Here is a 20626-nt window from a genome sequence, read left to right on the forward strand (position 1 = left end):
AATGCACCCACAGCTCTCCAAAGATTCCACCTTGTATTGCTATCTACAAAACTCTACGTTGTGTTGCAGAACACCCACACAGCAGGCATTACCGTTCGCGCAGATCCAACCACGATACTAGGAAAGCTCGCATGGACCCCTTAGCATAACTCTGAAGTCAAACTACATGCCAGAGTGCAAATTTACACAAGCCCATGAGACTGCATTACCTCGAGCACAGTTTTTCCTATCACAGCAGGAGTAGCAGCAACTACAACCCCAGCACGCTCCATAAACCCAATCTTTCCCCTTGCAGTACCAGTACTTCCAGAAGTTATAGCACCAGCATGCCCCATCCTACGACCCGCAGGAGCAGTCTGCCCAGCTACAAACCCTATCATCGGCTTCTTCTTCTCAAGAGATTGCATGTACTCCACAGCCTCCTCTTCCTCAGAACCGCCTATTTCACCTATCATCACTATACAATGCGTATCGTCGTCATTCATGAACAACTCCACGCATTCAGTAAAGGTAAGACCATGCACCGGATCACCACCAATTCCTATACAAGTTGACTGCCCCAACCCAACAGCCGTAGTTTGAGCAACAGCCTCGTAGGTCAACGTTCCAGATCGCGATACCACACCTACGTTTCCTCTCGCATGTATATACCCAGGCATAATACCTATCTTGCACTCTTCAGGAGTGATTATACCAGGACAATTCGGCCCTATAAGCCTGCTTCTAGACCCTCGTAGAGCACGCTTTACACGTACCATATCCAAAACTGGAATACCCTCAGTAATACAAACTATCAGCTCTATCTCTGCTTCTAGAGCCTCTAAAATTGCATCAGCAGCGAAAGCAGCTGGCACATATATAACAGAAGCGTCAGCTCTAGTCGCCTCCTTTGCTTGAGCTACCGTATCGAACACTGGAAGACCGAGATGCTCAGTTCCACCCTTACCAGGCGTCACACCTCCCACCATGTTAGTCCCATACGTTATAGCTTGCTCAGAGTGAAAGGTTCCCTGCGATCCCGTAAAACCCTGACATATTACCCTTGTTTTTTTATTTACCAGAACCGACATACAAGCCGCTACCCCCTTTTCCCGACCAAATCTACAACAAAACGAGCTGCCTCATCCAAGTTTCCAGCCGTCACTATGCTAAGACCAGACGCCTCCAGCATCTCCTTTCCAATTTTGTAATTTGTACCAGATAACCGCACAACCATCGGCACGCTCACCCCAATTTCCTTAGCAGACTCTATTATACCAGCAGCTATAACATCACAGCGCATGATCCCGCCAAATATATTCACCAGTATACCATCTACCCCACTACGTAAGATAATCTTAAATGCCTCTCTTACTGTGTCCTTATTAGCACCCCCACCGACATCTAAGAAATTTGCCGGCTCGCCACCATAATATTTTACTATATCCATAGTCGCCATGGCCAACCCAGCTCCATTTACCATGCAGCCAATATTACCATCCAACTTTATATAACTTAACCCATACTTTGCAGCCTCCAACTCCTCCTCACTATACTCATGAGGATCAGTCAATTTGACGATCTCAGGCTGTCTAAACAAACCATTGTCATCAAACGTCATTTTTGCATCAAGAGCAATAAACTCACCACATGTTGTCTCTACTAGAGGATTGATCTCCACTTGACTTGCGTCAGTCTTCACAAGAGCGCTACACACTTTTCGCATTATTGCCGTAATCTGAACAACTTTCTCCTTTTTCAAACCAAGGCCATAGCAGAGTTTCCGACCATGAAAATCGAGAAAGCCATATATAGGATCGACATTCACAACAACCACCATTTCAGGGCGACTAAGAGCAACTTCCTCTATATCCATTCCACCTTCGCTTGATAAGATAACACTAACCATCCCCACTTTGCGATCAACAACCGCACCGAGGTAATACTCCTTCTTTATTGACACGCCTTCTTCCAAATATACAGCATGCACTTTCTGTCCCACGGCCGAAGTTTGATGCGTCACTAAGACAGATCCCAGCATATTCTTAACCAGATCTACTACCTCTTCACGCGTCTTTCCTATTTTTACTCCACCCGCTTTTCCCCTACCGCCAGCATGAATCTGAGCTTTCACAGCAACTATGTCCGCACCCAAGCTTCCCAACGCGCCATCTACCTCTTCGACAGACCTAACAACAACACCCTTAGGAACCCGGACATCAAAGCCACTCAGTATACCCTTGGCCTGAAATTCATGAACATTCACAGCTATTGCCCCACAAAACACAAAAACTCAGAGTGCCATCTCACACTCAACAAAAAAGCGAAAAACAAACAGATACCTGCCTTAATCAGCGCTTAACCCTTCACCAATAATCAATGATCTCTGAATCTTAAAATGCCTAGCACTAATCTTAAACCTGCCACCCTGTGGCTCTGATGGCGCTCCATGCAATTTCTTGCGTCGCCTCTCACAATCATCACGTTTTCTTACACGCTTCTCCGAAGGTTTTTCATGATGCACAATCTTCATTTGTCTAGGCTTACCTTCACGCTGGAGCTTCTTTTTTAAAGTTCGAATGCCCTGCTCGATGTCACCATGATATACAACAACTTCAACCAAACCCAACCTCTAAAGAATAAAACGCACAGTCCAGAATGATAGCACAACAAACCACGTGGTCAAACCTTTTCTCATTGATGCAGAATAAGCCATAACTAGAGCAGAAGCGCATTATTCGGCAATTAACTTCTCCACAACACTTCGAGTTTCTTGTAACTTCTCTGCAGTTAGAGGAACAAAGCCTAAATTTACTAGGTAACCGTCATTACCAATTGACTCAGGACGCAACACCTCTTTTATGAACTCCCGAAGTCCAGCAGTGGTGCTGAGATGCTCCTTCTTAACATATATGTACATCGGCCTTGATAAAACGTACTTACCTGAGGCAATGGTTTCATAAGTCGGCTCAACCCCAGCAACTTTATTTCCCTGAACTTCATTCTGGTTTTTTATCAAAAAGCTAAAACTCAGGATACCAAAAGCACTGCTATTCTTAGAAACTTTTTGAATAATTACATTCTCACTTGTAGCTACTTCGATGTACTTACCATCGTTTCTAATCTCGCTACAGATACTTTTTCTTTCCTCAACGTCACGATACGTATCAACAAAATTCTTTGCGCTAACGCAAACTGTCCTAACTACATAATCCAAAAGAATATCATAAGTTCCAGCATTCTTATGCGGACCATAGACTTCAATATCGTGCTCAGGCAGATCAGAGCGTATCTCTGACCATTTTCCATACCTATTTATCGGGATTTGCCCATATTCATCCGTAAGACTGTATTTACTAAGTGCACTGTATAAATCCTTCAAGCGAAGATCAATTTGAGCCTTTTGTCGCGAGCTTGCAATTACTATTCCGTCATAGCCAAGCCCAATTTCTATAACGTCATGTACACCGTTAGAAGCGCACAAAGCCAGCTCAGCATCCTTTATCTTTCTTGACGACATTGCTACATCAGGAGTTCCAGGATTTGCGCCTGCGCAAAACATATTAAATCCCATCCCACTTCCTACAGACTCTATTACAGGAGTTCTATAAGAAGAAAATCTTCCAAATTCTTCAGCTATAGAAGAAATGAATGGAAATACAGAAGATGAACCAACAACCCTTATGTGATCAGCCTGTACTTCCCAGGAAATTAACGCACACGCTAAAAAAAAGACAAAGCGAACAATCTCCATTCTCATGGTTGCACCAAAGCTAACACAAGACTATAACACCATAACCCTAACTAAGAATTAAGGTACTTATTAATAAAATCAAAAAGTCTACCTACTTGACTTTCGTATTCATCAAGATCAGGAGCAAAATGCTCTACATATCTTCCGTTAGCATCAACCAAGTACAAAAACGATGAGTGATTAATATCTCCTTCGCTACCAGACTCACCCACATACACCTTATAATTGTTCACTATATTGCGAATAACTTCCTCATCCCCAGTCAGCATCTGAATCCGACTATCAAAGGCTTTGTGATATTCACTCAACCTTTCAACAGTATCATTTTTGGGATCAATAGTTATGAAAACAGCTTGAAGTCTATCAGCAGCCTTACCCAACTTGTTCAAAAGCTGCGATATCATACCAAGTTCCGCAGGGCATATACGCTTGCATGAAGAAAAGCCGAACATAAGCAACATGTGCTTCCCAGCAAAATCAGTGCTACTAACAACCTGACCTTCTTGATTTATCAGGTCAGTAAAAGAAGCTAATATTGGTGTATGCTCAACCACAGTGTCAGTACTACTCAATTTGGCACTCATGTCACTAAATATTCCCTTTTTGTTTATATACGAATATCCCAAGAACACAGCTGCCACCAGCAGAAGAAGGTTAGAGACAGTCTTAAAAGTCTTCATCTATCAAGCCTCATCGAATACCCAAAAATCTTTCACCTAGGTCAGTAGGTAAAGAAATAGAAAGCCATCGTAGCACCTATGCCGATACAGGTCAAGCAACCCCAGCGTGAATAGCGCCCAAAAACACAGCGATATAGCAATTTCGTCCCAAAAAATGAAATCCTACTACGATTGACATTCAGAAAGGTAACTCTCAGCTTCAACAACCAGATCACTGACGATTTGCTTCACACTTCTTATCTCGTTGATTAAACCTACGCTTTGCCCTGCCATCAAGGACCCATCTTCCACGTCACCATCAACTACCGCCTTCCGCAGGGATCCTGCCCAAAACTTTTCAATTCGCAGTTGCCCTTCTTCTTTTGAAATCTCTCCGGAATTGTACATTTCTATTACCTCGCGTTGCAAATCCGCAAAACGCTTACTCGCGGAATTGGTTATTGCCCTAACAGGTAATACGGGAAATTCTGCACTTAATTGAACAGTAGGAACTGCATCCCTAGAAGAAGATCTAATAAACGCCTCCTTGAAGTTTTTATGTGCCCTTGACTCGCTTGCACATACAAACAATGTGCCTATCTGACAACCACAGGCACCCATCTTCAAGTAACTCCCTATCATATCCCCAGTACCTATGCCACCCGCAATAAATACAGGAACATCACGCAATTGAGGGCTTTTTCTAAAAAAAGGTAGTATTTCTTGAGCCAAAACAGACGTGCTTACAGGACCTATATGCCCTCCTGCCTCCATGCCCTCTATTATCAAGGCATCAACCCCCATTCTTACCAACCTTCGGGCGACAGACAGTGAGGGTGCAAAGCACATACTACGCGCATTAGAATTCTTTATGGTTGAGATAACTTTACCGCTCGGTATTCCTCCAGCCAGCACAATATGTGAAACACCGGCTTGCAAACATGTATCTATAAGACTATCCAAGTCAGGGTGCATAACTATGAGATTCACTCCAAAAGGCAAGGACGTTAGCTCAAACGTTTTCTCTATAGCTGTTTTCAAGTCTGATGTAGACATCGCACCGCATGCCAGGACTCCAAACCCCCCAGCATTTGAGATTGCTGAGACTAGATACGGCTCTGATACCCAGCTCATAGCCCCACCCATAATAGCAAACCTGCTACCTAGAAAATCTACTCCCCTTTTCCACAAATTAGCTAGCATGTAGAGATACCTAAAATTATCCTCTCAAAATCAACCTTTGCTCTAACATTAGGTACAAGACGCGCTTTTAAATCTACCTGGCAAAAAGGCCACAGAGCCTGAACAGATGCACCACTCGTGTACTTTTAGCCACACAAAGCACAGGCTCCTTGGCATTGTAATGCATTCCACAAGTACATACATCTGAACTTTTCCCTCACATGCATACGCTTGGAGACTCTAACACTTGTAAGAGCAAAAAACACACAACAGATAAACCCGCAAACTTACACAAACGTAGATATATACAAAACTTACCCCGCAGCTACTGACGCGGCAACCAACGCCGCGCAAGCTTCAGAAAGCACGACAAAATAACACGCATAAACCACAGCCACTGACGAGTAAATCCACATAGACCAAAACTACGCGAAAGCGCCTACGCATCATAAAACCAGCAAATCGGCCCGATATATAACATAATGTCACACGTACCTACAACAAAAATTTGTGATACTGTTTTTATTGTGAAACTACAGGGAGTTCTAGATTTTCATTTTATGAGAAAATTCATGAACATGAATCATGCTTCAAGTCCTTCATATCGGCGCGTTAACATACGTTTTTGATAATTGAAACTACTATTACGCACAGAGTGTAAATGTAGCATTGAAAGGCAATTTTTTATCTAAGGGTTCCGTAGTCTATAACGTATGTGTGTGAGGGAAAAGTTCAGATGTATGTACTTGTGGAATGCATTACAATGCCAAGGAGCCTGTGCTTTGTGTGGCTAAAAGTACACGAGTGGTGCATCTGTTCAGGCTCTGTGGCCTTTTTGCCAGGTAGATTTAAAAGCGCGTCTTGTACCTAATGTTAGAGCAAAGGTTGATTTTGAGAGGATAATTTTAGGTATCTCTACATGCTAGCTAATTTGTGGAAAAGGGGAGTAGATTTTCTAGGTAGCAGGTTTGCTATTATGGGTGGGGCTATGAGAAGGATCTACAGGATTTTTAAATGTGGTTAGGGTGGGGAATTATCACGTAAGATCATAGCCGATAAACATATACTTTTTAAGTGATCAGAGGAGTAATACAAACTATACTCCACAACAGTCAATTCACAATACATCTCTATGGTGTTACTTAGGTTTTCAAGGAATCTGTTTTTCGCTGCCTTAGCTGTTTTGTTTGCATTGCCAATTTTTTCTCTAGTCATGGTGTTTCTGACAGAAAACACAGGGAACGGGATAAGCTTGCTCTCTACGTTGTTACCGGAGTACACGTTTAATACCATAGTGCTAATGATAGGTGCTGGCGCAGTAGTTCTATTTGTTGGGGTTATGAGTGCCTGGTTTATAACTTACTATTCATTCCCAGGACGCAGGATATTTGAAGTTGCGTTATTTTTACCACTCTCAATACCCGGGTATATAGTAGCATATGTATACGTGAACACATTCGGATTTGCAGGGCCGGTGCAAAGCACATTACGTGAAGTTTTTGGCTGGGGCAAAGGAGACTATTATTTTCCCGATGTAAAGTCACTTTTTTTCTGTGTATTGATCATAGGGTTTAACTTATATCCATATGTATATATGCTTGCGAGAACGGCTTTCATAGCCATAAGGAACAGTGTTGCTGTGGCGACTACGTTGTGTTGTTCAAGATACAAGATTTTATTATCTGTGGTTATTCCTGCAGTGTGGCCCTCTGTTGTTGCGGGTATTTTTTTAGTTCTTATGGAAGTGGTGGCAGATTTTGGGACGCCTCAATTTCTCACAATAAATACTTTTACTACAGGTATATACAGACACTGGTTTTTGTTGCACGACAAGTATTCTGCATGCTTACTAGCACTTATAGCGATAAGCCTCATGTTCTGTCTTATCGCCGTAGAGAAATGGTTACGTAGAGAAGATGCGTCATATTCAACAATCAAGATGAATACTAATTACTGCCATAGATGGCATTTTAATAGTAAGTGGGTGCTAGCGTTTATATACTTAGTATGTACTTTAACAGTTTTTATGGGCTTCATCTTGCCAATTGTACCATTGATCTGTTGGACATTTGAGCGAATTTCTCAAGCTAATTTGCATGAGTTTTTCATTGCGTTGACGAATAGTGTAGGGATTTCATCTGCCGCGGCATTAATAGTTGTAACCATATCAATAATAATGGCCTGTTTTGCTAGAGAGCGTGGTGGTCTTACTTATGTAGTGAGGTTTCTTTCCATGGGATACGCAATTCCTAGTACTATCACTGCAGTGGGAATAGTAATACTACTTGGAGAAGTATCGAGGTTTATTAATGATCACTTTTTCGGTATTGCTCTTATAGGTACTGTAGTAGGTCTTTTATATGCTTATACTTTTCGTTTTCTTGCGGCATCTGTGGGACCTATTGAGTCAGGTTTCAATAAAATTCCTCGGGAAGTTGATTGGTCTGCCAGGTTAATGGGACACGGAGCCGTACATACGTGTATTAATGTACACATCCCGATGCTGAAGAAGAGCATCCTTGTAGGATTTTTGCTTGTATTTATAGATTCTATAAAAGAATTATCTGCTACTTTGATAATACGACCATTCAACTTCGAGACCCTATCTACGCGCATTTATGAGTTGGTAGGTGATGAGCGTCAGATGGATGCAGCTCCATATGCATTGGCAATAGTATTTTTAGGGTTTATCGCTGTAATCATTTTGTTCCAGATATTTCAATATGATAAGGTGCAGGAAAATAGGATAAACTCGTATAGGGCATAGTCGCACTAATAATAGTTGCTTGAGGTTTGGGAATAAATTATGTTCCCAGACGCACGTTTTCGATATCTAGGATATTTGGCCCATTTCTTCACCCAGCTCACCTTGGAAATTAGTTTCGGGGCAAAGTGTGTCACCACGGGTGTAGCATATGCATACAGAGACAGAGAGATGTTTGCATAGCAATCGGTATTGGTTGAAGAAGAGCACTCTTTTGACAATAAGTTATTCCTAAGATGTGATGTTGGTAAAAACGCAGTAGTACTCCACTATGTTATGGAAAGCAGTTACGCAGCTTGAAATACTAGTATATATTCCAAGCTGCTAGTACATACTTCAAAATATTTAGGCGTGCGGTAACAAAGGACAGCAGCACAAATCACTCAGCTTCTTACCGTTCTTTAAAGGCCTTTTCAAAAGTGCTGGTAATGGGTGTAAGTAAGTACTCTAACAGTGTGCGAGAGCGCGTTACTACGAAGACTTCAGCAGGCATTCCATGGTACAGCTTTAGGTTTTTAAACTTTCCGGAATGTGATGACTTGGGGATGATAACGCGTAAAGAATAATAACGCATACCGTGTGGATCAGCCAGCGCGTCGGCTGACACCTGAGTCACTATCCCATTTATCAACCCGAATTTACGAATGTTAAAGGCGCTTAGACGTACCTTTGCTTTCAGCCCCCTATATTCTCCACTGGTCACAAGATTTTCTTCCACTGTTTGTGCTGAGAGTATCTCTTCTATGTTTCGTATTGAAATCTTAGCATCTATTATAAAATCATCATCTATAGGGACGACTTCCATAACAATACCGCCTGGAGGTATTACTCCTCCTTCTGTATGGTATTTTAATCCCGTTACTATACCGTGTTGTGGCGATCTAATCACTGTGCGTTCTAATACGTCCTCCGCAGCTCGTAACCGTTCCCTAAGATCTGTGATGCTAGAAGCAGTTTCCTTTAATTCGGCATTTGCTCTATCCATCACGGTGTTAGTTATATTTATAATTTCCAGCCTGTTTTCACCAATTTTTTGCTCAGTGCTTGCGATTGTAGCACGTATATGACCTAGCTTTCCTTCTGCATTTGCATGCAATCGCTCAAGATTCAGTAGGTATGGCTTGCTAATGTAACCGGCATCCAATAGGCTCTTTTTTGTTTCGAGCTCTTCATCTATAAGGTGGTATTGTTTTTCTTCAGCTTCGAGCTGTGATGCAAGCCCCGCAAGCTCCTGACGCAGCTGCTTTATTCTTTGTCGCAAAATTTGTATTTGTCCCGTAATGCTATTGTTTTGTGAGAAAAACAGCTCTTTCTGATTTTCCAGTACCTTACTTACTACGTCTTCACTCGAAAGTTTGAATATTTCATCGGGAAACTCCACTGTAGTAGCATGCGATTTTATTGCATTTAAACGTGCTTCTGTAGCCAATAATACCAAAAGTTTTTCTTTTATTATGCCCAAGTTCGCTTGGGCTGCAGTGCTATTCAGGTATACAAGAGGCTGTTCCTTTTCTACTGCATCACCTTCCGTAACCAGAATTTTCTTTACTATACCCCCTTCCAGGTGTTGGACAATCTGCCTATTGAGTGACGAAACCACTTCACCTGGGGCTATAACCGCTCCATCAAGAGGCGCTAGTGCTGCCCACATGCCAAAACAGCCAAAAAAACCTACTACTGCCACAATACCAATGAACAATGGACCCCATGAAGCCTTCAAAGCCTCGTTGCCGCTTCTTTTCTTTTGTAGCCTGAATATGAAGGATGTTATTCCATCTAGTATTGCCAAAGATACACTGAGGAGTTTAGAATTACAAGAATCTCCCCTCTTCTCTTTGTTTAAGGAATTGTGTCCTAAAAGGCGAGTAAGGGAAAGGTCTATCTTCAGAAATGAGATAGCCCCTGAGAGCTTGTTATACATAATGCTGAGCATGGAACCAACAGACCACAAACTAATAGCACGAAAAGATTACCGCAGATATTTATTTTTGTATGTACAACAGATGTCATTATTGACCTACCTGTCAAACTTGACATTAAATATCCCCAAGCCCTTAGGCAATATGGACTTTATTTTGCTCTTAAATTTATAGAAAGATATAATATTTTCTACTCGTCTATTTAGGAAATCAAAAGTAGAAGTAAAATTTTCAGAAGTATCGTCAGACATGTGGAGCATAGACAGAAGGTATATCGTAGCTAGAGTTATTCTTTTTGTATAGTAGTTGAAATCTGTTGATGGATCCTTCGTTAAATACCACATAGTGTCAGCAATTTTAAAAACCATAGACATGGCAAAACACGTGTTACTGGGGGTAAGATAGTAGTTTGCAAGAGATTTGAGCAGCGCTTTGGGCTCGGGCAAAGATGCATGGTAACGAACGCATATTTCCAGCAGGCAGAGTATCTTGTCTCTTATTCTAGGTACTTTAGAGGTATCGATATCGCCATAGGTAGAAGTTATATGCTCAATCAGCTCTTTGTTCATACGCTCAAGCACAGTTCTTATCCCATTCGGGAATTTGTATAGCTTACCTTCCATGTCTAATAGCGTACAAGCCTCTAGTAAGGTCTGATCAGTCACCCCATAAGAGGGAATTAATGCAATTGTCGCTTCACAGATATTTTCTATTTCGTCGTCTATGCTGTCATCAGCAGTAACAATACTCTTCAAAGTACAGCTCCAGATTTCCGCTACCAACTTCGCGCATTGTACCATCCATATACGGTGAGTAAACACCCATTTTACAGTACTGCAATATCTGCATGTAGACTCCATAATACACCGTTCTGATAACGTTTCTAAAAGGTTGAAATTGTTGTAGACCACTGAGTATTTTTTGCGTAAGAAATTTCGCGCTATTTGTAGATATAGTACTGCAATAACCTCTTGCAATAAGGGTAACGTGATAAATGCTTCACCAGCTGAGATTGTAATATAGTTACCAAGTTTTGTATGGAATTTTCTTGCTTAGGGTAGGGATATAGAGCCCTAGCACAACTCTACGTGCATAGTGTATTAGTATAAGTGTATACAGGATAAGGTTTGGTTTTTAAATCTCAGAAGCCTCGACAAGCGCTACATCAGGATGATTCAAATGTCCTAATGAGCATAACAATTGAGACTCAAAACCAGATATAAACACATATTTCTCAAGCATATAATGTAACATGCAATGAGAATGCTCTTGGATAACGCGGTAGAAAGAATTGTAGCTTGCTGCACTTTTAGCTTAATTCAGTTTGTAAAGCTTCCGATTTTTTATACTAGTGTCGGAGACAAAATTGCACTGGATCATTGTTTAAGTGTTAGAAGAATATAACGATAATACAGCCTTTACCCTTGTGGTTGCATTATGGATGTTACAACCTTGTGAGCCTTAGTCTATGATGCTGTATTCACGGTGTTTATTTTTTGATTGAGCATTACGGTTGAGTGATTCTTTGCGTTTTTAGCATCAGTTAGCGTGCTTTTGTGCGCGAATGTTGCATGCTCGAATTTCATCAAAGGCCAGAGCAATTTCACCACAACGTTTCCAGAAATTTTTACTGCCACTCCAGATAGCACGTGATGATTGTCCTGAGATATGCTCCATAGTGACGGATTACGGTGTCTTTGTGCAGTATGTGTTATTCGCCCATGCGCTATGTATATATCATTCTCATCAGATTGTACCTCTTCTATCCATTGCTCGTAATCGAATGTGATGCCTAAAGGGAATACAGGCTTCAAAGCCATTTTTTCGTGCTTATTATGCCTTTACTCTAGAGTGCCTAATCTACATAATTATGGGTGGAAGTGACAGATATGGAACGTAATATCATCCATCTGACATGACTAGTTTTATTTACAGCTAAAAGATAGGTTTCACTCAACATATTCCTAAGAAAGCGGATAGATGCTTGTATGTGCTGCATTCCTTATAACGGTATCTGTGATTATGATAAGCCTGACTGTTGAGCAATATTACAACATGTAAAAGGCATTAATATGAGCCAACTATGTAGGTGATGATATACGAAAAGCTATAAAGCGCTTCTATAGAGGTAGTATTGCGACTTGTATTTAACTTCACTATAGAGAGAACCCCCCAATAAGATATCGGACTCAGTATACTTGAGATATAGACTAGATATACCGAGCTCGTTTTTGAAGAGGCTGCGTAGGTTCATTTTCTTCATCACTTGATAGTTGCTGCGCAGAGATAACCAGTGAGTCTTGCAGTGTAGAACTAGTAGTGCCACCTTCCTGAGCTGAGGGTTCCATTAGAAGAAGAGTTCGCTCCTACTACGACACAAGAACCTTGTCTGTTTTGTGCTTTTCAAATACGTCCTGCTTCCACTAGGTAATGCAGTGCTGTTTTGTGTAACTCAGCCGTAAGCATCAGATTTAACAGTAGGCTAGCACTGACGCACTTTAGTACTGTAACAGCTTCTTCAAGGTGCAGTTGTACTGTATTATACGTATCCCGTGAAGTGCTCAGTGCACTCTCCATTTCAGAAGCGCGTATGCCTGGGTAAACTTTGTCACGTATGATTCTATAATTATACAGCGCTCAGCGCGTCTAGCATAAGGATGTTTCTCAGTGCTTGCATAGGAGTATTCCCTATGTGGAAGTATCTCACATTCTGCCTTGTTTCGGTATTTTTATGCGAGTAGTAAAAATAAATAAGAGGTTGCAAAAGAGATAAGGATCAAGTGTGCTTAAATAATTATAGGGAGCTTTTTGGGTGGAGTATCTAGCAAGAATTGCGGCAAAGAAACCTGTATAGTTTTTGATACAGGGGTATCGCTTTGGCGAGTTTTAATGCGTATCTCGTGCAATGCTGGATTTCTCTTGCGCTAATGGTAGTAATGCATATGCTTCTTCAAGCACAGCTTCGAACATGGAGTAAACAGTCAAGCCCAACAAAGCACGACTAGGTATTGACTCTAGCTCGTTCCTCAAAGTAGCCCTAATAGCCTCCAAATCAAGACGAGTCAGCAACTCCTTTATAGCTTCGACACCGGTAAGCGCAAAAAATCCATCCTCAGCGTAGGCATCCCGCGCCTGATTATAAACTACCTCAAGGATAACTCACTATTTGGAATTTGATGAAACCACGCGTAAAAGCCCTGCTTGAATATTACTCCTAGCACATCTTCAATATAAATTGAACAGTTGAACTCAACAAAGCGCTGTGTAATGTCGTGTCAAGAATAACGTATACGACTTACTAACTAATTTTGCATTGAATTTGACCAATGTGCGATCAAGGCCTCGCTTGGAGTATGTATAGCCCTTCTAGTCATGCTTGATAAGTCTATCATAGCAAGTTCTGTGATCAAATGCTCCGCTCTGTGAACATATTTAGTATATAAAACTGCTTGACCATACGGCGCCCAAGACGGTCCTTCAACGAAACAATCCGACGCTATCATTCTTTCCTTACTACCATTAGGACGCATGATTCCAATATAACAACGAGCACCTTTAACCTTAGTAAATGCTATCCAAGTTCCGTTAGGAGACCATACAGGAGACATGTACCTTCCTGAGCCTGAGCTTATCTTGCGTGGGTTACTCCCATCAGCATCCATAACATAGAGATGAGAACCGCCTTCTCGGTCCGAAGCATATACTATAGATTTCTCGTCAGGGGAATAAGAAGCAGATGTGTTCATGAACTCATCTGAGGTCAGTCTCGTAAGTTTTTTGTTTACGAGACTAAAGGAGTATATGTTAGTACTCCCATTAATCGATTCTGATAGCAAGATTGCTCGTCCGCTAGGTGAAAATCTCACCGACGACACACTACCAGACATGCCTATGAGCAACGAAGAAACCTCTCTTCTCATATCGTACAACATAACTCTCCCAAAAGGAGAAGACCGCGATGTTAGTGTGTACACAATGCTTTTTGTATCAGGAGAAAACCTGGGAAAAGATAGCCATCCATTATTCTCTATAGAAGCATAAACACTGTTAGCTCCATCATAATCCATCATGGCTATCCTTCTCTCACCCAGCACATCCGTGATGTATGCAATTCTTGTGTCGAAGTACCCTCCATTGCCTGTAACCCTGGTATAAATATGATCTGCAACGGTATGAGCAGCGCGACGCCAACCTCCTATTTCAAAGTTAAAAGACTTGCCAGACAATTTTTTTTCCGCAGCTACATCCCACACAAATAACTTGATACCCATCCTTCCGTGTGAAAGCTCTTGAACATTACCTGTAAGCAGGATGTCATGCTTCAATTCTCTCCATACATTGGAGTAAGCTGCGCCATCTGAGGTAGGATCAAGAATCTCAATACGTGCATCAAATAACCCTGTGTTGTTCAAGTCCCTTAAGATGATATCTGTGCAACTCTCCCCTATCTTCTGTGCTAAATTGCTCTCGAAAGAGTGTAAGGGCGCAAAAGCTATACTGAGTTTCCCAGTGTTGCCCTTAGTGATATTCAGACGCAAAGAGGCAATAGCACCATCACAACAGAATAACAAAAATAAGAAAAACGTAGCGATCCCAAGCTTAACAGACATATTCCAACTGTACTTCCACCAATGGCTTGCCCTTTACCACGTCTTTAAGAAAAGCAAAAACCAAATTTCTTATATAACCCTTGATGTTTTTAGGTTTACGACCCGCAATCCCCGCACTAATTTTCCGAGCCACTCCATTCAGTAGTACATGATCTTCCGTACTATCTAGAGCTCCCGGTGCAATCACAAGAGGCTCCCTGACCAATTGGTGCTCCCTATTCATCAACAGCGTCACAATAACAGCACCAGCATCACGCATCTTTCTACGGGCACTTATTACACTGTCGTCAGCAGATCTCAAGAACTCTCCATCAACACCGTAAACTCCACAGTCTACAGTATCTATCACCTTCCTCTCTACCAAATCTATCACGTTTCCAGGAGAAGAAACAATACAACGTTCTATACCACATTCCTCAGCCAAACGTGCATGCTCATGCATGTGTATGTACTCACCGTGTACAGGCAGACACAACTTGGGCTTCAGCAGAGAATACAGAGTACGCACATCAGTCCTCGACGGGTGCCCCGATACGTGCACTGATTCAGTGAATTCAGTAACAACCTCCACACCTTGCTGAACTAGCTTGTTGAAAACCCGGAAGATACGTCTTTCATTTCCAGGAATAATCTTAGAGGAAAAAATGACAGTATCACCACTTTCGAGTGTCGCAGATGGATGCGAACCATTAGCTAAACGTGCAGTAGCAGCCATAGGCTCGCCTTGGCACCCTGTACAAAGATAGAGAACCTTCTCCTTAGGTAGATTTATATTCTCACGTCCATCAAGAAAGTTTTCCGGATCATCAAGATAGCCACATTCATGTGCAGCCCCCAAAGCTCGCGACAAAGATCTACCCAGTACCACCACCTTCCTTCCAGTCTCTTTAGCTATCCTACTGAGAGTAGATATTCTGGCTACGTTAGAAGCGAATAACGAAATAGCAACCCTATTTTTACAACGTTTAACGATATCAAGTATGCTATCATGCAGGCTGCCTTCAGACCCTGAAGTTCCCTCAGTAAATATGTTGGTGGAATCAGAAACAACTGCCAAAACACCATCATCACCGAGGCGCTTCAGCTTTTCTAAATCTGATACCGAACCAATTACAGGATTGGTATCTAGCTTCCAATCTCCTGTATGTAGAACACTTCCCAAGTCTGTACGTACTGCAATAGAGTGCATCTCCGGTATAGAGTGCGTCATACTCACGAACTCCAATGTGAAAGGCCCAAGCTCCAAAGGCACACCGGGATCAACCTCCACTATTGGTATACTTAAGGAAAACTGTTCTACCTTTGATCTTACAAAAGATGCAGTGAACTTTGTGGCATATATGGGGCATCTGAGATCTTCCCAGAGGTAAGGGATAGCCCCTATATGATCTTCATGTGCATGAGTCAAAACCACACCTATGAGATCTTTACGCCTTTCCCTTATGAAGCTAATATCAGCAACAACCAAATCCACACCTGGCATGCTATCAGGATCTGCAAACCCAGCGCCTAGATCTATCATTATCCATTTACCATGAACATGGTAAAGCGAAACATTCATACCAATCTTTCCCACACCACCCAGAGGCAGGAACAAAAACTTACTATCGTCTACATACATTACAAAATACAAGCGCCACAAAACGCACCATAAGTAGCATGGATGCTTACGTTTTTAAAGAAAAAACATGAATATAGGCCCCACCAAGCCATTTTTGACTTTTAGATATATTGCGGAATAGAGGAGCATTTACTGGTACTATACTAGCATATTAAAGAGCACTGCAATTTGTGCACCGCAATTCAATTTTCCACACGATAATTTTAGCAAAGCACATGTTCAGTCTCCAGAGAAATACATTCGTTATACCAAGCTGCCTTATCAGAGATATCTACTATGACAAAATACCAAAGCTATAGTGAATTTCTCTAAAGCAGATCGAAGCAGAAATACTTACTGGTATACTAAGGATAACAAGTCAAGCCATAGAGCAGTCCTTAAAATGTATAGAAATTCGGACGAGAAAAGCTTATAGCACTGCTGAAAGGCAAAGCTTTATAAGCATTGTAATGAATGCAGAACCACATAATTGTGGTAATGGACTTTTTAAGTGCTCCCACACTATATATAGATATAGCGATACATTAGGGGTGGCACGAATTATGTGCTCTGGCTGCTACTCATAATTAAAAGGAAGCGCAAGTCAAATCTCTAACCGGACGCAATGCATATACGTGGTCGTATCTTAAAATTAGCCCCCTAGCAAAAGCCTAAAAGTACATGTGTCATATCGAGAGGCTACGTAAACTCAACAGAAGTTTTTCTTTCGAGGGTTTGGGAAATGAATTCCAAAAGTACGCAGCACAGTTTGTAGAGAAAATCACATAGCCCTGTTGTATATTTTTGGCTTGCTTATACCTACCTACGAAACAGCGCATAAAAGCGCAATGTTTGAGAAGCATACTCGGTATAGATGCCCAATACATTGCGTAGTAAATCTGAGCTGTATTATCTGAAGAAAGTGGATGAAAAAAAATCAGAATTGTATTGACTAAGGGTTACGATTCCCTTATAAGTAGAGCTGCTTTCGCTATCTCCGGGTGCGTGGGTAGCGCTTTTCATAGTGATTTTAGGTTTTTACATGCCCACGATTAATCAATTAGTTCGTCGTCCCAGAAAGCCTAGTATATCGGCTAATAAGGCTCCAGCTTTGCAGCACAATCCGCAGAAGAGGGCGGTGTGTGTGAAGGTTTATACTACTACGCCGAAAAAGCCGAACTCTGCGTTACGTAAGGTGGCGCGTGTTAGGATAGCGGGTTACGGTAGTGAGGTTATTGCGTATATTCCTGGTGAGGGGCACAACTTGCAGGAGCACTCTGTAGTTTTAATTAGAGGTGGCCGTGTTAAAGATCTTCCTGGTGTGCGCTATCATATAGTGCGTGGTGCATTGGATACCAAAGGTGTTCAAGGTAGGAAGAAGGCTAGATCTAAGTACGGGGTAAAGCGGGGAAGCTGATTTTTTGTGGTGATATATGTCTCGTCGTAGAAGGGTTGTTAGAAGGGCGGTAGCTACAGAAGGATGTTCAGGTAATGTCCTATTGGCTCGCTTTGTGAATGTTGTTATGTATCAGGGTAAGAAAGCTCTGGCTGAGAAGATTGTTTTTGGTGCACTAAAGATGGCGGAGTCACGCTTGCAGGGTGAGAGTGGTGTTGCCATCTTTAATACGGCGGTAGCGAATGTTATGCCTAAGATGGAAGTTCGCTCTAGGAGAGTAGGTGGTGTTACGTACCAGATTCCTGTTGAGGTGCGGGAGGATAGGTCTACTTCTCTTGCGTTACGTTGGATTGTGAAGGCGGCTCGTGCTGGTCGCAAGCGTACAAACAAAACTTACATGAGTTGTTTGTGCAATGAGCTGATGGAAGCTTACAATAAGCGCGGTGGTGCATGTAAGATTAAGGAAGAAAAATATAGGATGGCTGAAGCTAATAAAGCATTTTCGCATTTTAGATTTTAGCAATTTTTTTTGTGTTCTTAGCAGGGAGTATGGGGTGTGAGTGGTAAGGGTGATTTATCTAAGTGTAGGAATATAGGGATAATGGCGCACATAGATGCGGGAAAGACTACTACGACGGAGCGCATACTTTTTTACACTGGGAAGCAGAACAGGATAGGGGAAGTTCATGAGGGTGCTGCATCTATGGACTGGATGGAGCAGGAGAAGGAGCGGGGCATTACGATAACATCTGCTGCTACTACGTGTTTTTGGAATGGATGCAGAATAAACATAATCGATACACCTGGGCACGTTGATTTTACTGTAGAGGTAGAGAGATCTCTGCGGGTACTGGATGGTGCTGTAGCTGTGTTTGACGGTGTTGCGGGTGTAGAGCCGCAATCAGAGACGGTGTGGCGTCAAGCTGATAGGTACGACGTTCCGCGTATTTGCTTTGTCAATAAGATGGATAGGGTGGGTGCTGACTTTTATACTTGTGTCGATATGATTGTCGATAGATTGGGTGCAGTGCCGCTTGTGTTGCAATTACCTATAGGGGTAGATAAAGGATTTGTTGGGGTTGTTGATCTGGTGGAAATGCGGTCAATAATCTGGGAGGAAGATTCGTTAGGTGCGAAGTTCCGTTATGGCGATATACCTGAAGGTATGTTAGAGGAAGCTAATAAATATAGATCTAAGCTTCTTGAAACGGCTGTTGAAGTGGATGATGAGGCTATGTCTATGTACCTTGACGGGCAGGAGATATCGGTTTCACTATTGAAGAAGTGTATACGGGCTGGGGTTATTGGCTCCAACTTTGTTCCGGTTTTGTGTGGGTCAGCTTTTAAGAACAAGGGGGTGCAGCCTCTCTTGGATGCTGTCGTTGATTACTTGCCTTCTCCTGGTGACATACCTACTATAGAGGGGGTTAGTGCTAAGGATCCGGATCAGGTTATGCGAATCACGACTTCTGAGGATGGGAAGTTCGTTGCTCTTGCATTTAAGGTGATGGTAGACAGGTTTGTGGGTAGCTTAACTTTTGTCCGGGTTTACTCGGGAAGGTTGACGGGCAAATCTGTTGTGTTGAATTCTAGTAAGGGGCACACGGAGTCTGTGGGCAGGATTCTGTTAATGCACGCGAATAACAGGGAAGATATAAGTGAGATAAGGGCTGGTGATATTGCGGCGCTAGCTGGGCTTAAGAAGACTACTACAGGTGATACGTTATGTGATCAGAATTTTCCTGTGATATTGGAGAAGATGGATTTCCCCGAATCAGTGATGGAGCTTGCTATTGAGCCTGTGTCTACTGCTGATCAGGAGAAGATGGGTATGGCGCTTAGTAGATTGGTTGCGGAAGACCCTTCTTTGAAAGTCTTTGTAAATAATGAGAGTGGGCAAACCATACTGAAGGGTATGGGAGAGTTGCATCTGGAAATTATAGTGGACAGAATGAGGCGCGAGTTTGGGGTAGAGGCGTCAGTTGGTGCTCCTCAAGTTGCCTATAGGGAGACTATAACTAAAGCTGCGGAAATTGAGTATGTTCACAAAAAGCAAACAGGTGGTGCGGGGCAGTTCGCTAAGGTCAACATATTGTTTGAGCCTCTTCCTCCGGGTTCTGGTTTTGAATTTGAGAATAAGATTACCTGCGGTGCGATTCCTAAGGAGTATATACCTGGTGTTCAGAATGGTTTAGAGTTAATAAAGGAAACGGGGATTATAGCGGGGTTCCCCTTAATTGATTTTAAGGCTACTTTGTTCGATGGTGCGTTCCATGAAGTTGACTCTAGTCCATTGGCGTTTGAGTTGGCGGCAAAGGGGGCATTTCGGGAGATGGCAAGCAAGGCGGCTCCGGTATTGCTTGAGCCTATAATGAGGGTAGAGATTATTACTCCCGATGAATATATGGGAGATGTGATAGGGGATGTAAATAGTAGAAGGGGTAAAGTTTCTGAGATGCAGGATAGGCACAACGCTAAGTTGATTACTGCATTTATACCTCTTGGTAGCATGTTTGGATATGTTAAGGATTTGCGTTCTATGTCTCAGGGTAGGGCGCAGTATAGTATGTTCTTTGCTCGTTATGAAAGGGTGCCTGAGAACGTTGTTGTTAATGATGTGAAGAAGTAGGTATTGTTATGTCAGAAGGAAGGAAGCCGCATATAAACGTAGGGACAATAGGGCACGTGGATCACGGTAAGACAACGCTTACGGCTGCGTTAACTACTGTTCTGGCTAGGAAGCTAAGTGGCGCGAATAAAGTG

18 protein-coding genes are annotated in these 20626 nt (G+C 42.3%); 5 read left to right on the forward strand and 13 right to left on the reverse strand.

Annotated elements, in window-relative coordinates; genetic code table 11:
- Positions 1 to 182 precede the first annotated feature (182 nt).
- The 6 genes from sucD to KPX09_RS01220 form a co-directional block, all read right to left on the reverse strand.
- The gene (gene sucD / locus KPX09_RS01195; protein ID WP_249548587.1) at positions 183 to 1070 is read right to left on the reverse strand and encodes a succinate--CoA ligase subunit alpha; all 888 of its coding nucleotides are present in this window, start codon (positions 1068 to 1070) and stop codon (positions 183 to 185) included.
- Positions 1071 to 1078: 8 nt separating this feature from the next.
- A complete protein-coding gene (gene sucC / locus KPX09_RS01200) occupies positions 1079 to 2245 on the reverse strand; it encodes an ADP-forming succinate--CoA ligase subunit beta (protein WP_249548588.1) in 1167 nt (388 codons plus the stop codon).
- Positions 2246 to 2326: 81 nt separating this feature from the next.
- The gene (gene rpsU, locus KPX09_RS01205; protein ID WP_249548589.1) at positions 2327 to 2602 is read right to left on the reverse strand and encodes a 30S ribosomal protein S21; all 276 of its coding nucleotides are present in this window, start codon (positions 2600 to 2602) and stop codon (positions 2327 to 2329) included.
- Positions 2603 to 2713: 111 nt separating this feature from the next.
- The gene (locus tag KPX09_RS01210) at positions 2714 to 3733 is read right to left on the reverse strand and encodes a substrate-binding domain-containing protein (protein ID WP_410518468.1); all 1020 of its coding nucleotides are present in this window, start codon (positions 3731 to 3733) and stop codon (positions 2714 to 2716) included.
- Between the two features lie 50 nt (positions 3734 to 3783).
- Positions 3784 to 4413, reverse strand: coding sequence for an SCO family protein (locus KPX09_RS01215; protein ID WP_249548591.1), 630 nt, complete (start codon positions 4411 to 4413; stop codon positions 3784 to 3786).
- A 165-nt stretch (positions 4414 to 4578) separates the two neighbouring features.
- Entirely contained in the window at positions 4579 to 5595 is a 1017-nt protein-coding gene (locus KPX09_RS01220) for an NAD(P)H-dependent flavin oxidoreductase (protein WP_249548592.1), read from the reverse strand.
- Between the two features lie 1111 nt (positions 5596 to 6706).
- Here KPX09_RS01220 and KPX09_RS01225 point away from each other — a divergent pair.
- Positions 6707 to 8341, forward strand: coding sequence for an ABC transporter permease (locus KPX09_RS01225; RefSeq protein WP_275973572.1), 1635 nt, complete (start codon positions 6707 to 6709; stop codon positions 8339 to 8341).
- Positions 8342 to 8729: 388 nt separating this feature from the next.
- On the opposite strand, the gene KPX09_RS01230 is transcribed toward KPX09_RS01225, so the two are convergent.
- The 7 genes from KPX09_RS01230 to KPX09_RS01260 form a co-directional block, all read right to left on the reverse strand.
- Positions 8730 to 10271, reverse strand: coding sequence for an HlyD family type I secretion periplasmic adaptor subunit (locus tag KPX09_RS01230; protein ID WP_249548603.1), 1542 nt, complete (start codon positions 10269 to 10271; stop codon positions 8730 to 8732).
- A gap of 84 nt (positions 10272 to 10355) precedes the next feature.
- Positions 10356 to 11012: a COQ9 family protein gene (locus tag KPX09_RS01235; protein WP_249548593.1), complete on the reverse strand. Its 657-nt coding sequence runs from the start codon at positions 11010 to 11012 to the stop codon at positions 10356 to 10358.
- Positions 11013 to 11723: 711 nt separating this feature from the next.
- The gene (locus tag KPX09_RS01240; protein ID WP_249548594.1) at positions 11724 to 12077 is read right to left on the reverse strand and encodes a hypothetical protein; all 354 of its coding nucleotides are present in this window, start codon (positions 12075 to 12077) and stop codon (positions 11724 to 11726) included.
- Positions 12078 to 12660: 583 nt separating this feature from the next.
- Complete coding sequence (locus KPX09_RS01245; protein ID WP_249548595.1) at positions 12661 to 12834, reverse strand: hypothetical protein; 174 nt, start codon at positions 12832 to 12834, stop codon at positions 12661 to 12663.
- A 309-nt stretch (positions 12835 to 13143) separates the two neighbouring features.
- Entirely contained in the window at positions 13144 to 13326 is a 183-nt protein-coding gene (locus tag KPX09_RS01250) for a hypothetical protein (RefSeq protein WP_249548596.1), read from the reverse strand.
- 233 nt (positions 13327 to 13559) lie between these two features.
- Complete coding sequence (locus KPX09_RS01255; protein WP_249548597.1) at positions 13560 to 14867, reverse strand: translocation protein TolB; 1308 nt, start codon at positions 14865 to 14867, stop codon at positions 13560 to 13562.
- On the reverse strand, positions 14857 to 16488 hold the full coding sequence (locus KPX09_RS01260) for a ribonuclease J (RefSeq protein WP_249548598.1): 1632 nt from the start codon (positions 16486 to 16488) through the stop codon (positions 14857 to 14859). The genes KPX09_RS01255 and KPX09_RS01260 overlap by 11 nt, the downstream gene beginning before the upstream one ends.
- A 1021-nt stretch (positions 16489 to 17509) precedes the next feature.
- On the opposite strand from KPX09_RS01260, the gene rpsL reads away from it, so the two are divergent.
- The 4 genes from rpsL to KPX09_RS01280 form a co-directional block, all read left to right on the forward strand.
- Positions 17510 to 17884: a 30S ribosomal protein S12 gene (rpsL, locus tag KPX09_RS01265; RefSeq protein WP_249548599.1), complete on the forward strand. Its 375-nt coding sequence runs from the start codon at positions 17510 to 17512 to the stop codon at positions 17882 to 17884.
- 16 nt (positions 17885 to 17900) lie between these two features.
- Positions 17901 to 18383 carry a 30S ribosomal protein S7 gene (rpsG, locus tag KPX09_RS01270; RefSeq protein ID WP_249548600.1) on the forward strand — a complete coding sequence of 161 codons (483 nt, stop codon included), beginning with the start codon at positions 17901 to 17903 and terminating at the stop codon, positions 18381 to 18383.
- 36 nt (positions 18384 to 18419) lie between these two features.
- Positions 18420 to 20492 (forward strand): elongation factor G, encoded by a 2073-nt coding sequence (fusA, locus tag KPX09_RS01275; RefSeq protein WP_249548601.1) that lies wholly within the window; start codon positions 18420 to 18422, stop codon positions 20490 to 20492.
- 8 nt (positions 20493 to 20500) lie between these two features.
- Positions 20501 to 20626 (forward strand): GTP-binding protein (locus KPX09_RS01280; protein ID WP_249548604.1); only part of this gene is annotated, 126 nt, incomplete at its 3' end.

The sequence above is a fragment of the Anaplasma phagocytophilum genome (assembly GCF_023476575.1).
GTDB lineage: Bacteria > Pseudomonadota > Alphaproteobacteria > Rickettsiales > Anaplasmataceae > Anaplasma > Anaplasma phagocytophilum_A.

Excerpts from the sequence above, each read along its gene's own strand:
- sucD (WP_249548587.1), bottom strand. The coding sequence starts at position 1,070 with ATGTCGGTTCTGGTAAATAAAAAAACAAGGGTAATATGTCAGGGTTTT.
- KPX09_RS01210 (WP_410518468.1), bottom strand. The coding sequence starts at position 3,733 with ATGGAGATTGTTCGCTTTGTCTTTTTTTTAGCGTGTGCGTTAATTTCC.
- KPX09_RS01215 (WP_249548591.1), bottom strand. The coding sequence starts at position 4,413 with ATGAAGACTTTTAAGACTGTCTCTAACCTTCTTCTGCTGGTGGCAGCT.
- KPX09_RS01220 (WP_249548592.1), bottom strand. The coding sequence starts at position 5,595 with ATGCTAGCTAATTTGTGGAAAAGGGGAGTAGATTTTCTAGGTAGCAGG.
- KPX09_RS01225 (WP_275973572.1), top strand. The coding sequence starts at position 6,707 with ATGGTGTTACTTAGGTTTTCAAGGAATCTGTTTTTCGCTGCCTTAGCT.
- KPX09_RS01230 (WP_249548603.1), bottom strand. The coding sequence starts at position 10,271 with ATGCTCAGCATTATGTATAACAAGCTCTCAGGGGCTATCTCATTTCTG.
- KPX09_RS01240 (WP_249548594.1), bottom strand. The coding sequence starts at position 12,077 with ATGGCTTTGAAGCCTGTATTCCCTTTAGGCATCACATTCGATTACGAG.
- KPX09_RS01245 (WP_249548595.1), bottom strand. The coding sequence starts at position 12,834 with ATGGAGAGTGCACTGAGCACTTCACGGGATACGTATAATACAGTACAA.
- KPX09_RS01255 (WP_249548597.1), bottom strand. The coding sequence starts at position 14,867 with ATGTCTGTTAAGCTTGGGATCGCTACGTTTTTCTTATTTTTGTTATTC.
- KPX09_RS01260 (WP_249548598.1), bottom strand. The coding sequence starts at position 16,488 with ATGTATGTAGACGATAGTAAGTTTTTGTTCCTGCCTCTGGGTGGTGTG.
- rpsL (WP_249548599.1), top strand. The coding sequence starts at position 17,510 with ATGCCCACGATTAATCAATTAGTTCGTCGTCCCAGAAAGCCTAGTATA.
- rpsG (WP_249548600.1), top strand. The coding sequence starts at position 17,901 with ATGTCTCGTCGTAGAAGGGTTGTTAGAAGGGCGGTAGCTACAGAAGGA.